The sequence below is a fragment of the Anaerolinea thermolimosa genome (assembly GCF_001050195.2).
GTDB lineage: Bacteria > Chloroflexota > Anaerolineae > Anaerolineales > Anaerolineaceae > Anaerolinea > Anaerolinea thermolimosa.
This window is the reverse complement of sequence record NZ_DF967965.1, coordinates 3,297,294-3,312,198: the sequence shown is the minus strand read 5'-3', so window position 1 is coordinate 3,312,198 and position 14,905 is coordinate 3,297,294. Positions and strand designations below refer to the sequence as shown.

The following is a 14,905-nucleotide window of genomic DNA, read 5'->3' as shown; positions in this document are numbered from 1 at the left end:
AATGATCAACAGGTTTTTCAGGGTACATGGAACCCGGGTTGAGCCATGCCGGTAACCATTCGTGATCTGGCGCGTCATTTAAACCTCTCCATCACCACCGTCTCGCGGGCACTGGATGGTTATACGGATGTTTCGGAAGAAACTCGCCAGCGGGTGATCGCGGCAGCACGCGAGCTGGGTTATGAGCCCAGTTATGCTGCACGGCAACTCCGCCGCCGCCAGGCGGGGGCGCTGGGGTATATTTTGCCTTCCGGGCCGTCTCAATTTTCTGACCCGTATTCGGTGCATTTCATCACCGGCCTGTGTGATGAGGCATCTACCCGTCAGGTGGATCTGGTCATTTCTTCCGCCGCTCCGGGAAGTGAACAGGAAAAACGTCAGTACCATCACTGGGTGCAGACCCGGCGGGTGGATGGTTTTGTGCTCAACCGCCTGCGGATGGAAGACTGGCGGGTGGCGTATCTGACTCAGAATCGCATTCCGTTTGCCGTGGTGAGCCCTGTTGCCAGCGGTGAAATTCCTGCGCCTCGTGTCGAAGTGCAGGATCGCCGGGCCATGGAAGAGCTGGTTGCGCATCTGATTGAACAGGGGCACCGGCGGATTGCCTATATCGGGGGGCCGGCTTACCTGCTTCTGGATCGCGAGCGGCAGGCCGGGTATCGAGACGTTCTGGCCCGGGCGAGGATTGCATGGAACCCCCAGCTGGTGGTAGAGGGTGACCTGACCGAAGCGGGTGGTTATCGCGCTGCTCTGAATCTGCTTCGCCTGCCACAACCACCGACCGCGCTGGTGTGCTGTAATGATCTCACCGCTCTGGGCGCCCTGCGGGCGGCGCGAGAACTTCAATTTTCCATCGGGAGTGAACTGGCGATATCCGGGTTTGATGGACTCAAAGAGACCGAATATACCCATCCGCCGTTGACCACCGTTGCCCGTCCGGCTTACGAGATTGGCCGGCAGGTGTGTGCCCTGCTCCACACGGCAGTTAACCGGCTCCCTGTGGAACAACAGGTGATCGTTATTCAGCCAGAGCTGATCATTCGTGCGTCGACGCGGGGGTGAGGGCGGGTAAACCCGGCGGGGCCATGCGGGCCAGAGATCGGGCGGCAGTGATTAGCGGTTAAAGAGCGGGTACGCCAGCGCAAAAAAGATTGAAGCAACGGTGCAGGTGAGAAGCATCACGGGGAGGCCGCGTTTTAACCATAGGGGCCCGGTGATGGGGGCGCGTGTCCGCTCAGAGAGGGTGGCCACGACGATGTTGGCCGATGAGCCAATAATGGTGGCGTTGCCCCCGAACCCGGCGCCAAAGACCAGCGCCCACCACAGGGCGTTAATTTGCATGCCCGCCTCTCCCAGCCCCAGGATCACCGGGATGAGCGCAATGGTGATAGGGACGTTATCCACCACAGCGGAGAGGATAGCCACAACCCAGATCAACAGAACCCCAAGCAGCACTGGAGGGAATTTTTGAATGCCCAGCAGGGCCTGGATGAGCAGGTTGAACACTCCGGCGTGTTCTAACCCGCCCACCATGATGAACAGCGCCGCAAAGAAAACCAGCACACTCCATTCGATGCGCTTAAGCGTTTCGGCGACGGGAGGGCGAATCCAGGCCAGCCCTGCGGCGGCGGCTCCCATGGCGATAAACGCAGTACTTACCTCAAGCTGGCTTTCGAAGAAAAAGAGCAAAATGGCCCCTGCCAGAACGACCAGCCCGCGGCGGGCAGAGCGCGGATCATCGAGAGCCTCGTATGGATCAAGCCCGAGTATGGCTTCACGGGCTGGCGGGGTTTGAGAGAGTTCAGCCCGAAAGAGAAAGCGCAGGAGGAATAAAGCGGCCATCCACGCCAGGATGACCACGGGCAGAGCGTGGGTGAGGAAGGTGGTGAACGAAAAATGGGCGGCTGAAGCGACCAGCACGTTAGGTGGATCGCCTACGAGGGTGGCCACACCGCCGGTGTTCGAAAGCAGGGCTTCAGAGAGCAGGTAAGGGGTGGCGCTGATCCCAAGTACCTCGCAGATGAGAATGGTGATCGGGGCGATCAATACCACCGTGGTGACGTTGTCCAGCACCATGGAGAGCACGGTGGTGACGCTGCCCAGAAGCACGAGGAGGAGAAAAGGGCGCCCCCGTGAGACCCGCCCCGCCCAGACGGCGAGGAACTGAAAGACCCCCGTAGGCTCAAGAAGTGAGACCAGAACCATCATGCCTGTCAGCAGGCCGAGGGTGTTCCAGTCGATGGCGCCGATAGCCTGTTCCTCGGTGTAAAAATTAAAAATCCTTCCGGCAATCATCATCAGCGTTGCTCCGCCCAGCCCGACGATGACGCGGTTGACTTTTTCGGTGAAGATGAGCACCAGGCTGGCGATAAAAATCGCCGAGGAGAGGAGGATGGCGGTCATGGGTGGGTCATCCATGCGACCAGGTGGCCAGAATGGCCGTGCCAATATCTACGCGAGAGGCAATGCCGGTGAGCCTGCCCTGCTCATCAACCACGGGCAGGTCGTGCAGATCGTGTTTCAGCATGATGGCGAAGGCACGCAGAAGGCCGCACTCTTCTTTAACCGTGGTCACCGGGCGCATGTAGTCTTTCACGGGGCGGGCGAGGGTTGCGGCATCGGGGATGAAGGATTCTACCGCGCCAAACTCATGGACGAAATCCAGGTGCTCTACCAGGCGGACGAAATCGGGCATGCTCAGGTTGAGCAAATCTTTCAACGCCACCACACCCACCGGGTGCATCGCTTCATCAACGACGGGCAGCATACCGATGTGATGGGCGACAAGCCGGGCTGCCGCTTCGCGCAGAGTGGCGTGAGCCGGGATGGAGATGACCTTGCGTTTCATACAGGCACTTATTTTCATATCCTGCCTCCGCTTTAAAAATTATACGTCTAAAGCCCGGGGAGAAGAGACGCGGCAACCTTTAACCGAAGCGGAGGGTTGAGACGGTGAAAAACGCGGTATAATGGGGAAGGTTTCCAAAACGTTTTGGAAAAAAAGGAAAACCAGACAGGAGGATGGTGATGAAAACGGTGGTGGCTGCCGCACTCGGAGAGTGCGTGCATGTGGCGGGAGTGATGAATTTCCTTCGGCTGGCCGAATCGGCAGGGTGGCGTACGATCTTCCTGGGGCCGGCGGTTCCGGTAGAAGAAGTGCTCAACGCTGCCCGTCGTGAGCAGGCTGACCTGGTAGGGGTATCATATCGCCTCACCCCCGAGACCGGCGAGCGCCTCCTGGCGCAGTTTGCTGAGGCCGCCGATGATTTACGCGAGCGCGGGGTGCGCTTCGCTTTTGGCGGCACCCCCCCGGTGGCCGAAAGGGCCGCCCGCATGGGTTTTTTTGAACGTGTCTTTGATGGGCACGACTCGGCTGAGGAAGTGCTGGCGTACCTCAAAGGGCAGTCTCAGGTAGGGCAGGAAGAGTCCGATTATCCGCAGACCACCGTCGAGCGCATTGCCTGGAAGGCTCCCTTCCCTCTTCTGCGCCACCATTTTGGCCTGCCCGATCTGGAAGAAACGCGCGCCGGAATCGCTCGGATTGCCGAGGCGCGTGCGCTGGATGTCATCTCGCTGGGCATTGACCAGGATGCTCAGGAAAATTTTTTCCACCCTGAACGCCAGGATGTGCGGCGGCGGGGTGCGGGTGGTGTGCCGGTGCGCTCTGCTGACGATTACCGCCTGCTTTATCAGGCCAGCCGAAGGGGGAACTTCCCGTTGTTGCGCACCTATTCGGGCACGGATGACTTCATCCGGCTGGCAGAAATGTACCTTGAAACCATTCACATTGCCTGGTGTGCCATTCCGCTCTTCTGGTTCAATCAGATGGATGGCCGCGGGCCGTGGGATCTGGAAGGTTCGATTCGCGAACACCAGCAGGTAATGGCCTGGTACGGGGCAAGGGGAATCCCGGTGGAGTTAAATGAACCGCACCACTGGGGTATGCGCGATGCCCCCGATGTTGTGTTTGTCGTTTCGGCCTACCTTGCGGCATACAACGCGCGCGCTTTTGGCGTGAAGGATTATATCGCTCAACTCATGTTCAACAGCCCGCCAGGGCTTTCGGATGCGATGGACCTGGCCAAGATGCTGGCCGTGCTCGAACTGATTGCCCCGCTGGAGGGGCCGGAATTCCGCATCTGGCGGCAAACGCGCACCGGTCTGCTCAGCTATCCACTTGATCCTGTGGCCGCCCGTGCCCACCTGGTGGCCAGTGTTTACCTGCAAATGGCATTGCACCCGCATATTGTTCACGTGGTGGGTCACACAGAAGCTCACCATGCGGCTACGGCCGAGGATGTCATCGAGGCCTGCGGGCTGGCGCGCCGTTCGATCGAAAATGCCCTGCAAGGCGCCCCCGATATGACTGCCGACCCGCGTGTGGTGGCGCGGAAAGATGAGCTTGTGCGTGAGGCGCATATCACCTTGCAGGCCATGGTCAATCTGGCCGGGTCAGAAAGCCGGGATCCTCTGGCCGACCCCGCCTGCCTGGCGCGTGCAGTGCAATCGGGCATTCTGGATGCCCCGCAATTGCGCAACAACCCCTTTGCGCGCGGGGCCGTTCGTACGCAGATCGTCAATGGGGCCTGTCTGGCGGTCGATGAAATGGGCCGCCCGTTGAGTGAGGCTGAACGCCTTGCATCCTTTCTCCAGTGACCGCCTGCCCAGGCGGCGGCTTTCTGCTTTCCATTTCTTTTCCGGGAGGGAGAATCTATGAACCAGAATCCAAAGTTCACCGTAGTAGGCGCCGGGCACGGCGGCAAAGCCATGGCTGCCCATCTGGCGCTGATGGGTTTTGAAGTGACCCTGTATAACCGTACCTACGAGCATGTTGCGGCGATTGCGCGGCGTGGGGGGATCGATCTGGAGGCGCCAGACTCTGAACTGCGCGGGTTTGGAAAACTGGCATGTGTCACGTCCAGTTTCGAGGAGGCCACGCAGCACGCCGATATGATCATGGTGGTGGTGCCTTCTTCAGCACATGCTGACCTGGCACGTGGCCTGGCTCCCCACCTGAAAGACGGGCAGATGGTGGTGCTCCATCCCGGGCGCACCTGTGGGGCGATTGAGTTCCACAAGGTACTGCGCGATCAGGGCTGTCAGGCTGATGTGACCATCGCCGAAACGGAAACCTTCATTTACGCTTCGCGCTCCGATGGCCCGGCTCAGGCGCGGATTTTCCGGGTTAAAGAGGCGGTGCCGCTGGCGGCGCTTCCCTCGGTACGCAACGAGCAGGTGCTGGAAATGATCCACGTGGCTTACCCTCAATTCATCGATGGCGGCAATGTCTTGCAGACGGGGCTGAACAATATGGGGGCGATCTTTCATCCGGCTCTGGCGCTGCTCAACGCGGGATGGATCGAAGCCACGCATGGAGATTATCAGTTTTACATTGACGGGGTTACCCCCTCTGTGGCGCGGGTGCTTGAGGCGCTTGATCGGGAGCGGGTTACGGTGGCGGCTTCACTGGGCATTCGAGCCCGCACGGCGCTGGAATGGCTGAAGCTGGCCTATGATACGCAGGGAGAAGACCTCAACGAGGCCATCCACAATCAGCCGGGCTACTACGGCATCAAAGCGCCGCCCACCCTCAACCACCGTTATATCTTTGAGGATGTGCCCATGAGCCTGGTGCCGATTGCTTCTCTGGGGCAGCGGTTTGGGGTCTCAGTCCGTGGAATGGACGCCATCATCCGCCTGGCGTGCATCATCCACCGCACTGATTACTGGCGTAAGGGCCGCACGGTGGAAAAGCTGGGCATCGCTGATCTGAGCAGTCATGAGCTGTTAAATTACGTGACGAATGGCGTGCTGGAGACCGCCTAGCGCACTTCAGGAAAATCATCCCCTTCGATTTCGGGGATCCAGGTGTCGGTGCTATCCTGCACCACACTGTCAAGCGTGTGGTTGGTAAGATGGTAATGCCCGCGCAGTTCATCCAAGAGGGTGCCCGGAAAAAGCGGCACGCCGTCAAAGTAGGCTGCGCGGGCGATCATGTGGGCCGCAACCGGGGTGGTGATCAACAAAAACACAATCGTGGCAAGAGCGCGTGTGGCCACGCTGAATTCGCCAAAAGCCAGAGCGGTGGCACCGAGCATCAGTCCGGCACCGAGGGTGGCCGCTTTGGAAGTCGCCGACATGCGCAGGAAGAGATCGGGCATGCGCAGAATGCCCACCGACGCCAGGAAGATGAAGAAAGCTCCGCCAAACATCACCAGCGCGATGATCCATTCAGACATGCTCATACTCTCCTTTCGATGGCGTAAGCAAAAGCCACCGTTCCGAGGAAAGAGATCAGGGCGAGCACAATCGCGGCATCCAGAAAAGCGGTTTGCCGGGTGCGCACCGCGGTGACGATGATGAAGCCCATGACGATGATGGTGATTAAATCGAGGGCAATGACCCGGTCGGGCAGGCGCGGCCCGCGTGCCAGGCGGAGAAACCCGAGCACCAGAGCTGTGCTGAGGAGAAAAAGGGTTAGCATCCAGAGTATTTCAACCATCATTCGAACAACTCCCTGACCCGCCGCTCGAATCCTTCTTTGATTTCACGGCGGAAGTCTTCTTCGTTTTCCAGCCAGACGGTATGGACGAAAAGGGTCTTTCGGTCACCGGAGATGTCCAGTGAGAGGGTACCCGGGGTGAGGGTGAGGAGGTTCATCAGCAAGGCGATGGCGGCATCGCTTTGCAACTCGACTGGAATGCTCACCACTGCCGGACGTAGAGGTAATCGCGGGGCAAGCACCGTGCGCGCCATGCGCAGGTTCGCCAGTGTCAGTTCCTTGAGAAAGAAGAAAATAAACTCTATCGCAAGCGGAAAGCGGCGGAAGTAAGCTGGCCGTTGGCGTTCTTTCAGCACCACCCACAGCGTCAGGTAGCTCAGGGCGAAGCCGAAGGCCAGGTTGATGGGGCTGAAGTCGCCGATCAGCGCTCCCCATGCCACTGCCAGGAGTACATTGAGGAGAAAAATGGTCATGGCAACCCTCCCAGCACAGCCTGGATGTAGAGGTCAGGGTGGAGCAACTGGAAGGCCGCCTGGTGACTCCACTGGATGGCAGGCTCGGCAAAGAGACCCAGCAAAAGACCACCCACCACCAGCAGTGCGGTGGGTAAAATCATCCAGACTGGAACACCGCCCCGGTCTGCCACAGCAGCCGGTTCCATGGCGGCGGGCTTCCAGAAGACCTCACCCCAAACCTTGCTCATGGAGAAGAGGGTGAGCAGACTCACTCCCAGGGCCGTGAAGACGATGATGTACTGCCCTGCTTCTAACCCGGCGCGCACCAGCATCAGCTTGGCAAAGAACCCTGAGAAGGGCGGCAAACCGGCCAGCGCCAGTGCCGGGAGGGCAAAACCCAGCGCCAGCCATGGTTGAGAACGGTACAGCCCTCCCAGCTGGTGCAAATCAAAGCTCCCGCGCAGGCGTTCCACGATTCCGGCGATGAGGAAGAGGGCTGTTTTGGCAAGGATGACATGCACCATGAAATAGATGGCGCCTGCCAGGGCCGCCTGGCTGGCCAACCCGAGCCCCATCACCAGGTAGCCAATCTGGCTGATGATGTGAAAGGAAAGCAGTCGGCGGAAGTCCCACTGGGCCGCGGCGCCGAGCACCCCGGTGACCATGGTGAGCCCCGCGAGAACCAGGAAAAGGGTGTTGGTGAAGATCGGATCGGTGCGGAAGATGAGGGTGAACACCCGGAGCATGGCATAAGCCCCCACTTTGGTCAGCAGTCCTGAGAACAGAGCCGTCACTGCCACGGGCGGTGTGTGGTAGGAGGCCGGAAGCCAGAAAAAGAGGGGGAAGATGGCGGCCTTGATGCCAAAAGCCACCAGGTAGAGCATGGAAAGGGCAAGGGTCAGGCCGTGGGGCTGGGTCTCCGGGAGAACCAGCGCCAGTTGCGCCAGGTTGAGGGTGCCCGTGAGGCCGTAGAGCAGGCCGGTAGCCGAGAGGAACAACGAAGAAGCCAGCAGGTTCAGTACCACATATTTCACCGAACCCTCCAGCTGAGCGCGTGTACCGCCAAGTGCCATGAGGACGAAGGAGGCCATCAGCATTACTTCAAACCATACATAGAGGTTGAAGAGGTCTCCAGTGGCAAAGGCGCCATTGACTCCCATGAGCAGGATATGAAACAGGGGGTAGAAGCCGTAAGCGACCCGTTCATCGTCGATTCCGTTCAGGGCATAAAGAGCCACGCTCAGGCCAACCAGCCCTGAAACAGCCAGCATGATGGCCCCAAAGAGATCGACGGCCAGAGTAATGCCAAAAGGGGCTGGCCAGGAACCAACCTGGAACGTCTGGATGCCTGACTGGTTGACGCGGTTCAACAGAGCCAGTGCTGCGCCGAACTGAAGGAAGGTGCCAGCTACGGCGGCCCAGCGCTGGAGGCCTGGGGCACGCCAGGCCGCCAGTGCCAGGATGGCACTGGTCAGTGGTAGAAGGATGGGGGCCATGACTGCCAGATTCATGAGTTTCCCTCCTGAGGCTCTTCCCAGTCCGGTTCGGGGGGGCAGGGTACATCGGTGCAGCGCAGCAGGTCGAGATCATCGGTGCCGGTCTGTGAGTACGTCTGGCGTACCAGGGCCACGGCAAAGGCGGTGATGCCAAAACTGATGACGATGGCCGTCAGGATGAGAGCCTGGGTGAGGGGGTCGGCTACACCATCAGGGGGGCGCGACTGGCCGGGTGCGATGATGGGAGGGGTGAACGCCACGAGTCTCCCCGCGGCAAAGATGGTGAGGTTGATGGCGTTGCCAAGCAGGAGGATGCCCACCAGCACCCGAACAAGGCTGCGGCGCATCATCATATAGAGACCTCCTGTAAAAAGGGCGCCAGTGGCCAGGGCAATCAGGATGTTCATGGCTTCAATCCTCCGCGAGGGTTAATAAAATGTGCAGGATTACGCCGATCACCAGCAGATATACCCCCGTGTCGAAGAGGAATGGCGTGCCTACCTTGCCCAGGACGGGCAGTGGCTCGGGCAACCACAGGCCGGTCTGGAATGGCTGGTTGCCAAACACGGGCAGTAACCCGCTCAGAAGCGCCATGAAAAGGCCGAGGGTGAAGAGCGTGCGGGGTGAAACAGGCAATAAGTCATGTACTTCGGCAGGGGAATGGGCAATGGCATAGAGCATGAAGGCCGCCGCGGCCACCAGCCCCCCGACGAACCCGCCGCCGACTTCATTGTGACCACGCAGCAGCAGGAACACCGAGAAAATGAGCAACAACGGCATGAGATACCGGACAGCAACATTGAGGAGCAAAGAACGACCGTTCATCAGGGTTTCTTCCTGTCTTGAGAAACCAGCCGAAGGAGGGCAAAAACCCCAATGGCTGCGAGAGAAAGTACGGTAATTTCACCCAGGGTGTCGAACCCACGAAAATCTACCAGGATGACATTGACCACATTGCGCCCTTTGGCAAGCGGGAGGCTGCTGGCATTGAAATACGGAGAGACCAGCGAGACAAACGTTTCAGAAGTGACCAGCAACACCAGCAGAGTCATCAGGGTGCCACCGGCCAGGGCTACGAACAGGTCAAACCAGCGGGCTGGTTGCCCCTGAATGCGGGTGAACTTGGGTAACCGGTAAATGACCAGCACAAAGAGGATCACTGTGAGCGTTTCGACAGCGAACTGCACGATGGCCAGGTCGGGAGCACTATACAGGAGGTAGATCAGCGAAATACTCAACCCCACTGTGCCCAGCAGGGCAATGGTTGCCAGGCGCGAGGTGGTGCGTACGACAGCCCCCACCCCCGCAAGGATGATTCCGATCAGCAAGACCTCGTAAAAACGCGGCGGGGTAAAGGCGGGCAGATGCAGCCCCTGCGCGTTGAACAGCAGAGCCCCTGTGGCCAGCGCCAGGGTTGTGAGGATGATGAAAAGGATGTACACGCGCAGATAGCCGTTCTGCCAGAGGTTTGTCTGAAAATTGGCCAGGTGGATCAGACCGTTCATGGCGCGGCGGTAGCCGCGTTCGGGCCCAAGCGGAGCCAGGTGGGCGAAGAATCTTTCGATGGACTTTTGCACCGGTTTGCTCCAGAGGTAAGCCATGGCGGCCAGGGCCATGGTGGCCAGACTGAGAAGGAAATAGGGCGTGATCCCGTGCCAGAGAGAAAGTTTCACCTTCTGCGCCTCCCCCAGGATGGCGGTTGCCGCAGGTTGAATCAACAGCTCACCCACGGCGGTTGCCTGCCATCCGGCCAGGATTCCCAGCGACCCGAGGAGCAGCGGCGGCCCCCAGAGCAACCACGAATTTTCGTGGGCATGATGGAAGGAGAGAGGGCCAAGAAACGGCCTGATTGCCACCCAGGCTGATACCAGCCCCATGCCGATCATGGCCAGGAACACGAACAGAATCAGCCAGCCTGCCGCAGGGTGGGCCAAGGTGCTTTCGTAGAGCAATTCTTTGGCCACGAACCCGAAGGTGGGGGGTAGACCAAACATGGAGGCTCCCGCCAGCAGTGCTCCTGAAGCCGTCCAGGGCATGGCACGCGCCAGCCCGCTGAGACTGCGGATATCGCGAGTATGGGTGGCATGGTCAATGCCACCGGCCACAAGGAAGAGCGCTCCTTTGTACAACGCATGAGCCAGCAGGAACGTGAGAGCCGCTTTTACGGCCAGGGGTGTGCCAATGCCAAGAAGGAACACCATACCGCCCAGTGCACCCACCGTGGTGTAGGCCAGCAGGCGTTTCAGGTCATGCTGGGATAGGGCCAGAAAGGCCCCTCCGGCCAGGGTGATCAGCCCGAAGCAGACCAGTAGCGTGTTCCATAAAGGAGTACCTCCCAGCGCCGGGTTGAGGCGAGCCAGCAAATAAACCCCGGCCTTAACCATGGTTGCTGAATGGAGGTAAGCTGAAACCGGGGTCGGGGCGGCCATGGCCCCCGGTAGCCAGAAGTGGAACGGAAATTGTGCCGATTTGGTCAGCGCACCGAGGAGAATCAGCCCGACGGCAAGCGGGTAGGCTGGGCTGGCACGAAGCACTTCTCCGCGCAGGTTGAGGGTGCTCAATGCGAAGGTTCCGCCGCTCAGCCCGAGGAGAACCAGCCCCGCCAGGAGCGCCAGCCCGCCGCCGCCGGTAACCAGCAATGCCTGGAGCGCCGCCTTGCGCGATGATTCTTCCTCGTGGTTGAAGCCGATCAATAAATAAGAGCTGATGCTGGTCAGTTCCCAGAAAACAAACAGCCCCAGCAGATGATCACTCCAGACCACGCCAAGCATGGCGGTCATGAAGAGCATCAGCGCGGCATAGAAACGTCCCAGCTGCGGGTGGCCCTGGAGATAATCGCTGGCGTAAAGGACCACCAGCAGGCCGATGAGGGCAATGAGCAGGGAGAACAGGAACCCCAGGCCATCGAGGCGAAAGGTGAGGTCGACCTCAAGAGAAGGCACCCAGGCCAGGCTGGCGATCCTTTCCCGGCTGGTATGCATGGCCGGCAGGCTGAAAAGCAGGTACGCAAAGATGGCCGCGGGGAAAATTCCGGGCAACCAGGCAGCCCGTCGCACAGGCAGACGCACGATGAATGGCGCAATGAGCGTTGCGGCCAGGCCGGAAAAAAGCAATCCCACCATGATGATTCCTCCGGTCGGTCGTAATATTTTTTATTTTTATCTTAAAAAATGCCGGTTGACAAGGGTAGAGGGATGAATTTTGGATTCCCCGTAACCTCTTCCTTTCCTCTGCGTCATAATAGAAAACAGAGGTGAATCCGTGGCGGATGAAGGCCTGCTGGAACGAGCCAGGCGTTTTGACCTGGCGGCGCTTGCTGAAATTTACGATCATTACAGCCCGGGTGTGTATCGATATGCCGCGCGGCTGCTGGGTGATTCATCCCTGGCGGAAGAATGTACTGCTGAAACTTTCAGCAGGTTTCTGCTCGCCCTGCGGAATGGCGGCGGACCGCAGGACCAGTTGCAGGCTTATCTGTATCGCATTGCCCATAACTGGATTACCGATTACTACCGCCGCCAGCCGGTGCCCATGCAGGAACTGACGGAAGACATCGGGGTGGAGCATGATCATCCCGGCCTGGTGGAGGAGCGGATTGAGCGGGAGCGTGTCAGGTCGGCCCTCTTTTCCCTCACCCCTGATCAGCGTCAGGTGGTGGTGCTCAGGTTTTTGGAAGGCTGGGATCATGAAGCCATTGCCCGGGCACTGGGCAAACCTGTGGGAGCTGTGAAATCTCTGCAGCACCGCGCGCTGGCGGCGCTGCGGCGTATGTTGCGGGTGGAAGGAGAAGCTGTACTCGATGAACCATAGTGATCGAACCTCTGACGTTGATGAGCGAGAGCTCTCGCGCCTGCTGCGGGTTTTAAAGGACGTCTCTCCGCGTGATCCCCGCGCTCAGGCACAGGGACGGGCGCGGTTCCTTTCCCAGGCAGAGCAAATCTCTCAGACCATGGTGGCCGTATCTCCGCGGGCGTCTTTGCGTCATAAAGAGTGGAACATACCCATTCCGTGGAGAAAGGAGCCAATTCGTATGAACGTTCTGGCAACGCTGATTCTGATCTTTTCGTTATTGTTTGGAGGCGCCGGGGTAACCGTCGCCGCGGCGCAGGGCAGTGCGCCTGACCAGCCTCTATATGAGATTAAACTGGCCAGTGAGGATGCCCGCCTGCAACTGACCACCCGCGAACAAACGCGCCTTGACCTGGCAATGGCGTTTGCGGAGCGGCGCATGGATGAAATCGATGGTCTCATTCGCGCAGGAAAGACCATTCCCGAATGGCTGGTAGCCCGCTGGGAACAGCAGGTGGAATTTGCCCTGCGCCAGGCTGCAGAAGCCGGGGATGAGTCCATGACGATGGAGCTGGCGCGCCTGCGTGAACGGTTGCAAAACCAGCTTCAACGGGTAGAACAGTGGAAATTATCCGCCCCTGCATCCGATGAAGCCCAGCTATTGCGGGTGCAAAGCCGCCTGCAAACCCGCCTGCGCCTGGTTGAAGAGGGAATCACCGATCCGGCGGGTTATCGGGTGCGCGTGCGGGCCGGTCATTACGAGGATCAAAGCAACCCCACGCCAGGCAACCCGTGGACAGAAGAAACACCCACCCCTGGCAGCGGCTACGGCCCGGGGCCGGGTACCTGCCCGGAGTGTACTCCCCAGGGCAAAGGCAGTGAAAAGCCCGCTGGCAGCGGCAACCCCTGGACGACCGGCACCCCGACGCCAGGCAGTGGTTATGGTGAGGGAAATCAGGCCGGGGGGAATCCGTGGGTAGAAAATACCCCCATCCCGGGGAGCGGGTATGGACCGGGCCCGGGAACCGGTGATTGCACAACGTGTACTCCTCAGGGTCCTGGCCCGCAACCGGTGAACCCGTCCCCTGGCGGTGGAAACGGCAGCGGAGGGAGAAAACCGTAACCTTCAGGACGGGCATTCCTTCACAGGGCGCCAGAAAGATGGCGCCCTGTTTGTTATCAGCACCAGCGGGTGGCTTTTCGATCAGGGGCGGTTTCTCATATAATTTTCATTTTCCGAAAAACAATCTCGGGTAAACTGAACGAGATTGTGCTTCCTGGTGCAAATTTCCAGTGGTGAGGAGTAAACCGTGAAAGGTTGGAAGGTGTTCCTGGCTTTGATCTGGGCCGGGCTTATGGTGTGGGGTGGTTTTTCAGGGGTGTTTGCCCAGGCTCCCCAGCCTTCAGACAAAGTGCCCATTTATTTCTTCTGGGGAGATGGCTGTCCGCACTGTGCCAGAGCCAAACCCTTTCTGGCCGACCTGACCCAGCGCATTCCACAGGCCGAGGTGCGCGCGTTTGAGATCTGGAATAGCGAAGAAAACCTGGCGCTGTTCAAGAAAATGGCCGAAGCACACGGGTTTGAGGCACGTTTTGTGCCCACTTTTTTCATCGGAGATCAGTATTTTGAGGGTTTTAGCGACCAGACTCAGGAAAAGGTCGAGGCGGCGGTACAGGCATGCCTGGGCAAGGTCTGCCCCGACCCTGGCGCGGGAATCGTTCCCGGTGTGCCAGCCGGGCAGGTTTCTCTGGCACCGGCGGGGAGCGGCCAACCGGTGGAAGCCAGCCGTGAAACGCTGGAACTGCCTTTCTTTGGCACGGTAGACCTGACGGGAAAGTCAGTCTGGATCAGCACGGTGCTGATCTCTTTTGTGGATGGGGTCAATCCCTGTTCAGTATGGGTGCTGACCATGTTGCTGGCCCTCACCCTGCACACGGGTTCGCGGAAAAAGGTGCTTCTGATCGGTCTGATTTTCCTCACTGTGACGGCGGGGGTGTACGCCCTGTTCATCGCTGGCCTGTTCACTGTGCTGAGCCTGGTGAGCTTTGTGGGATGGATTCGCCTGGTGGTGGCGCTGGTGGCGCTTTTCTTTGGCGCGGTGAACGTCAAGGATTATTTCTTTTACAAGGAAGGAATTTCTTTTACCATCGACGACGCGAAGAAACCGGGCATTTATCAGCGGATTCGCCGGGTGATGGATGCCAGCCAGTCTTTCTGGGGGCTGGCAGGGGCCACCGTGGTGATGGCGGCAGGCGTCTCGCTGGTGGAGTTCTCCTGCACGGCGGGCTTCCCGGTGCTTTGGACGAATCTGCTTACCACCCAGCAGGTGAGTGCGCTGACGTTCGTACTCCTGCTGTTGCTCTACTTGGTGATCTACCAGCTTGATGAAATGATCCTTTTCTTCAGCGCGGTTTACACGCTTAAGGCCAGCCGCCTGGAAGAGAAACACGGGCGGATACTCAAATTGATCGGTGGGATGCTCATGGTCACCCTGGCCGGGGTGATGGTGTTCAACCCGGCCCTGATGAACCGGTTGAGCAGTTCGCTCCTGGTCTTCGGGGTGGCCTTTGCGCTCACCGGGCTGGTGTTACTGATCCATCGGCGTATATTACCGGCTTACGGCATCTGGGTGGGCACCGAGAAGCGTCCCGGCAGGTGACAG

The 14,905-nt window shown here is 59.4% G+C and carries 15 protein-coding genes; 6 read left to right on the top strand and 9 right to left on the bottom strand.

Annotated elements, in window-relative coordinates; translation table 11 throughout:
* The first annotated feature begins 45 nt into the window (after window positions 1–45).
* Window positions 46–1,062, top strand: a complete 1,017-nt coding sequence (locus tag ATHL_RS14860) for a LacI family DNA-binding transcriptional regulator (RefSeq protein WP_062195504.1) — start codon at window positions 46–48, stop codon at window positions 1,060–1,062.
* A gap of 51 nt (window positions 1,063–1,113) precedes the next feature.
* Here ATHL_RS14860 and ATHL_RS14855 read toward each other — a convergent pair whose 3' ends face one another.
* A complete protein-coding gene (locus ATHL_RS14855; protein ID WP_062195502.1) occupies window positions 1,114–2,403 on the bottom strand; it encodes an ArsB/NhaD family transporter in 1,290 nt (429 codons plus the stop codon).
* Window positions 2,404–2,410: 7 nt separating this feature from the next.
* Window positions 2,411–2,848 carry a CBS domain-containing protein gene (locus ATHL_RS14850; RefSeq protein WP_162787735.1) on the bottom strand — a complete coding sequence of 146 codons (438 nt, stop codon included), beginning with the start codon at window positions 2,846–2,848 and terminating at the stop codon, window positions 2,411–2,413.
* 179 nt (window positions 2,849–3,027) lie between these two features.
* Between ATHL_RS14850 and ATHL_RS14845 the strand changes: the two genes are divergently transcribed.
* Both ATHL_RS14845 and ATHL_RS14840 read left to right on the top strand, forming a co-directional pair.
* Entirely contained in the window at window positions 3,028–4,656 is a 1,629-nt protein-coding gene (locus ATHL_RS14845) for a cobalamin B12-binding domain-containing protein (RefSeq protein WP_062195500.1), read from the top strand.
* A 57-nt stretch (window positions 4,657–4,713) separates the two neighbouring features.
* Entirely contained in the window at window positions 4,714–5,826 is a 1,113-nt protein-coding gene (locus tag ATHL_RS14840) for an NAD/NADP-dependent octopine/nopaline dehydrogenase family protein (protein ID WP_062195499.1), read from the top strand.
* Here the strand turns inward: ATHL_RS14840 and mnhG are convergent.
* The 7 genes from mnhG to ATHL_RS14805 are packed head-to-tail and all read right to left on the bottom strand — an operon-like array spanning window position 5,823 to window position 11,575.
* Window positions 5,823–6,239 carry a monovalent cation/H(+) antiporter subunit G gene (gene mnhG, locus ATHL_RS14835; protein WP_062195497.1) on the bottom strand — a complete coding sequence of 139 codons (417 nt, stop codon included), beginning with the start codon at window positions 6,237–6,239 and terminating at the stop codon, window positions 5,823–5,825. The genes ATHL_RS14840 and mnhG overlap by 4 nt on opposite strands.
* A gap of 2 nt (window positions 6,240–6,241) precedes the next feature.
* Window positions 6,242–6,505: a monovalent cation/H+ antiporter complex subunit F gene (locus tag ATHL_RS14830; protein ID WP_201797991.1), complete on the bottom strand. Its 264-nt coding sequence runs from the start codon at window positions 6,503–6,505 to the stop codon at window positions 6,242–6,244.
* On the bottom strand, window positions 6,502–6,975 hold the full coding sequence (locus ATHL_RS14825) for a Na+/H+ antiporter subunit E (protein ID WP_174233930.1): 474 nt from the start codon (window positions 6,973–6,975) through the stop codon (window positions 6,502–6,504). The genes ATHL_RS14830 and ATHL_RS14825 overlap by 4 nt, the downstream gene beginning before the upstream one ends.
* Window positions 6,972–8,468: a Na+/H+ antiporter subunit D gene (locus tag ATHL_RS14820; protein ID WP_062195495.1), complete on the bottom strand. Its 1,497-nt coding sequence runs from the start codon at window positions 8,466–8,468 to the stop codon at window positions 6,972–6,974. Before ATHL_RS14820 ends, ATHL_RS14825 begins: the two co-directional genes overlap by 4 nt.
* Entirely contained in the window at window positions 8,465–8,860 is a 396-nt protein-coding gene (locus tag ATHL_RS14815; protein WP_062195494.1) for a sodium:proton antiporter, read from the bottom strand. The genes ATHL_RS14820 and ATHL_RS14815 overlap by 4 nt, the downstream gene beginning before the upstream one ends.
* Before the next feature lie 4 nt (window positions 8,861–8,864).
* A complete protein-coding gene (locus ATHL_RS14810; RefSeq protein ID WP_062195492.1) occupies window positions 8,865–9,278 on the bottom strand; it encodes a Na+/H+ antiporter subunit B in 414 nt (137 codons plus the stop codon).
* Window positions 9,278–11,575: a putative monovalent cation/H+ antiporter subunit A gene (locus tag ATHL_RS14805; RefSeq protein ID WP_062195490.1), complete on the bottom strand. Its 2,298-nt coding sequence runs from the start codon at window positions 11,573–11,575 to the stop codon at window positions 9,278–9,280. Before ATHL_RS14805 ends, ATHL_RS14810 begins: the two co-directional genes overlap by 1 nt.
* Window positions 11,576–11,714: 139 nt before the next feature.
* Between ATHL_RS14805 and ATHL_RS14800 the strand changes: the two genes are divergently transcribed.
* The 3 genes from ATHL_RS14800 to ATHL_RS14790 all read left to right on the top strand — a co-directional run bounded on the left by ATHL_RS14800 (window position 11,715) and on the right by ATHL_RS14790 (window position 14,902).
* On the top strand, window positions 11,715–12,263 hold the full coding sequence (locus tag ATHL_RS14800) for an RNA polymerase sigma factor (RefSeq protein WP_062195489.1): 549 nt from the start codon (window positions 11,715–11,717) through the stop codon (window positions 12,261–12,263).
* Entirely contained in the window at window positions 12,253–13,365 is a 1,113-nt protein-coding gene (locus ATHL_RS14795) for a DUF5667 domain-containing protein (RefSeq protein ID WP_062195487.1), read from the top strand. The genes ATHL_RS14800 and ATHL_RS14795 overlap by 11 nt, the downstream gene beginning before the upstream one ends.
* Window positions 13,366–13,552: 187 nt before the next feature.
* On the top strand, window positions 13,553–14,902 hold the full coding sequence (locus ATHL_RS14790; protein ID WP_114679508.1) for a thioredoxin family protein: 1,350 nt from the start codon (window positions 13,553–13,555) through the stop codon (window positions 14,900–14,902).
* Window positions 14,903–14,905 lie beyond the last annotated feature (3 nt).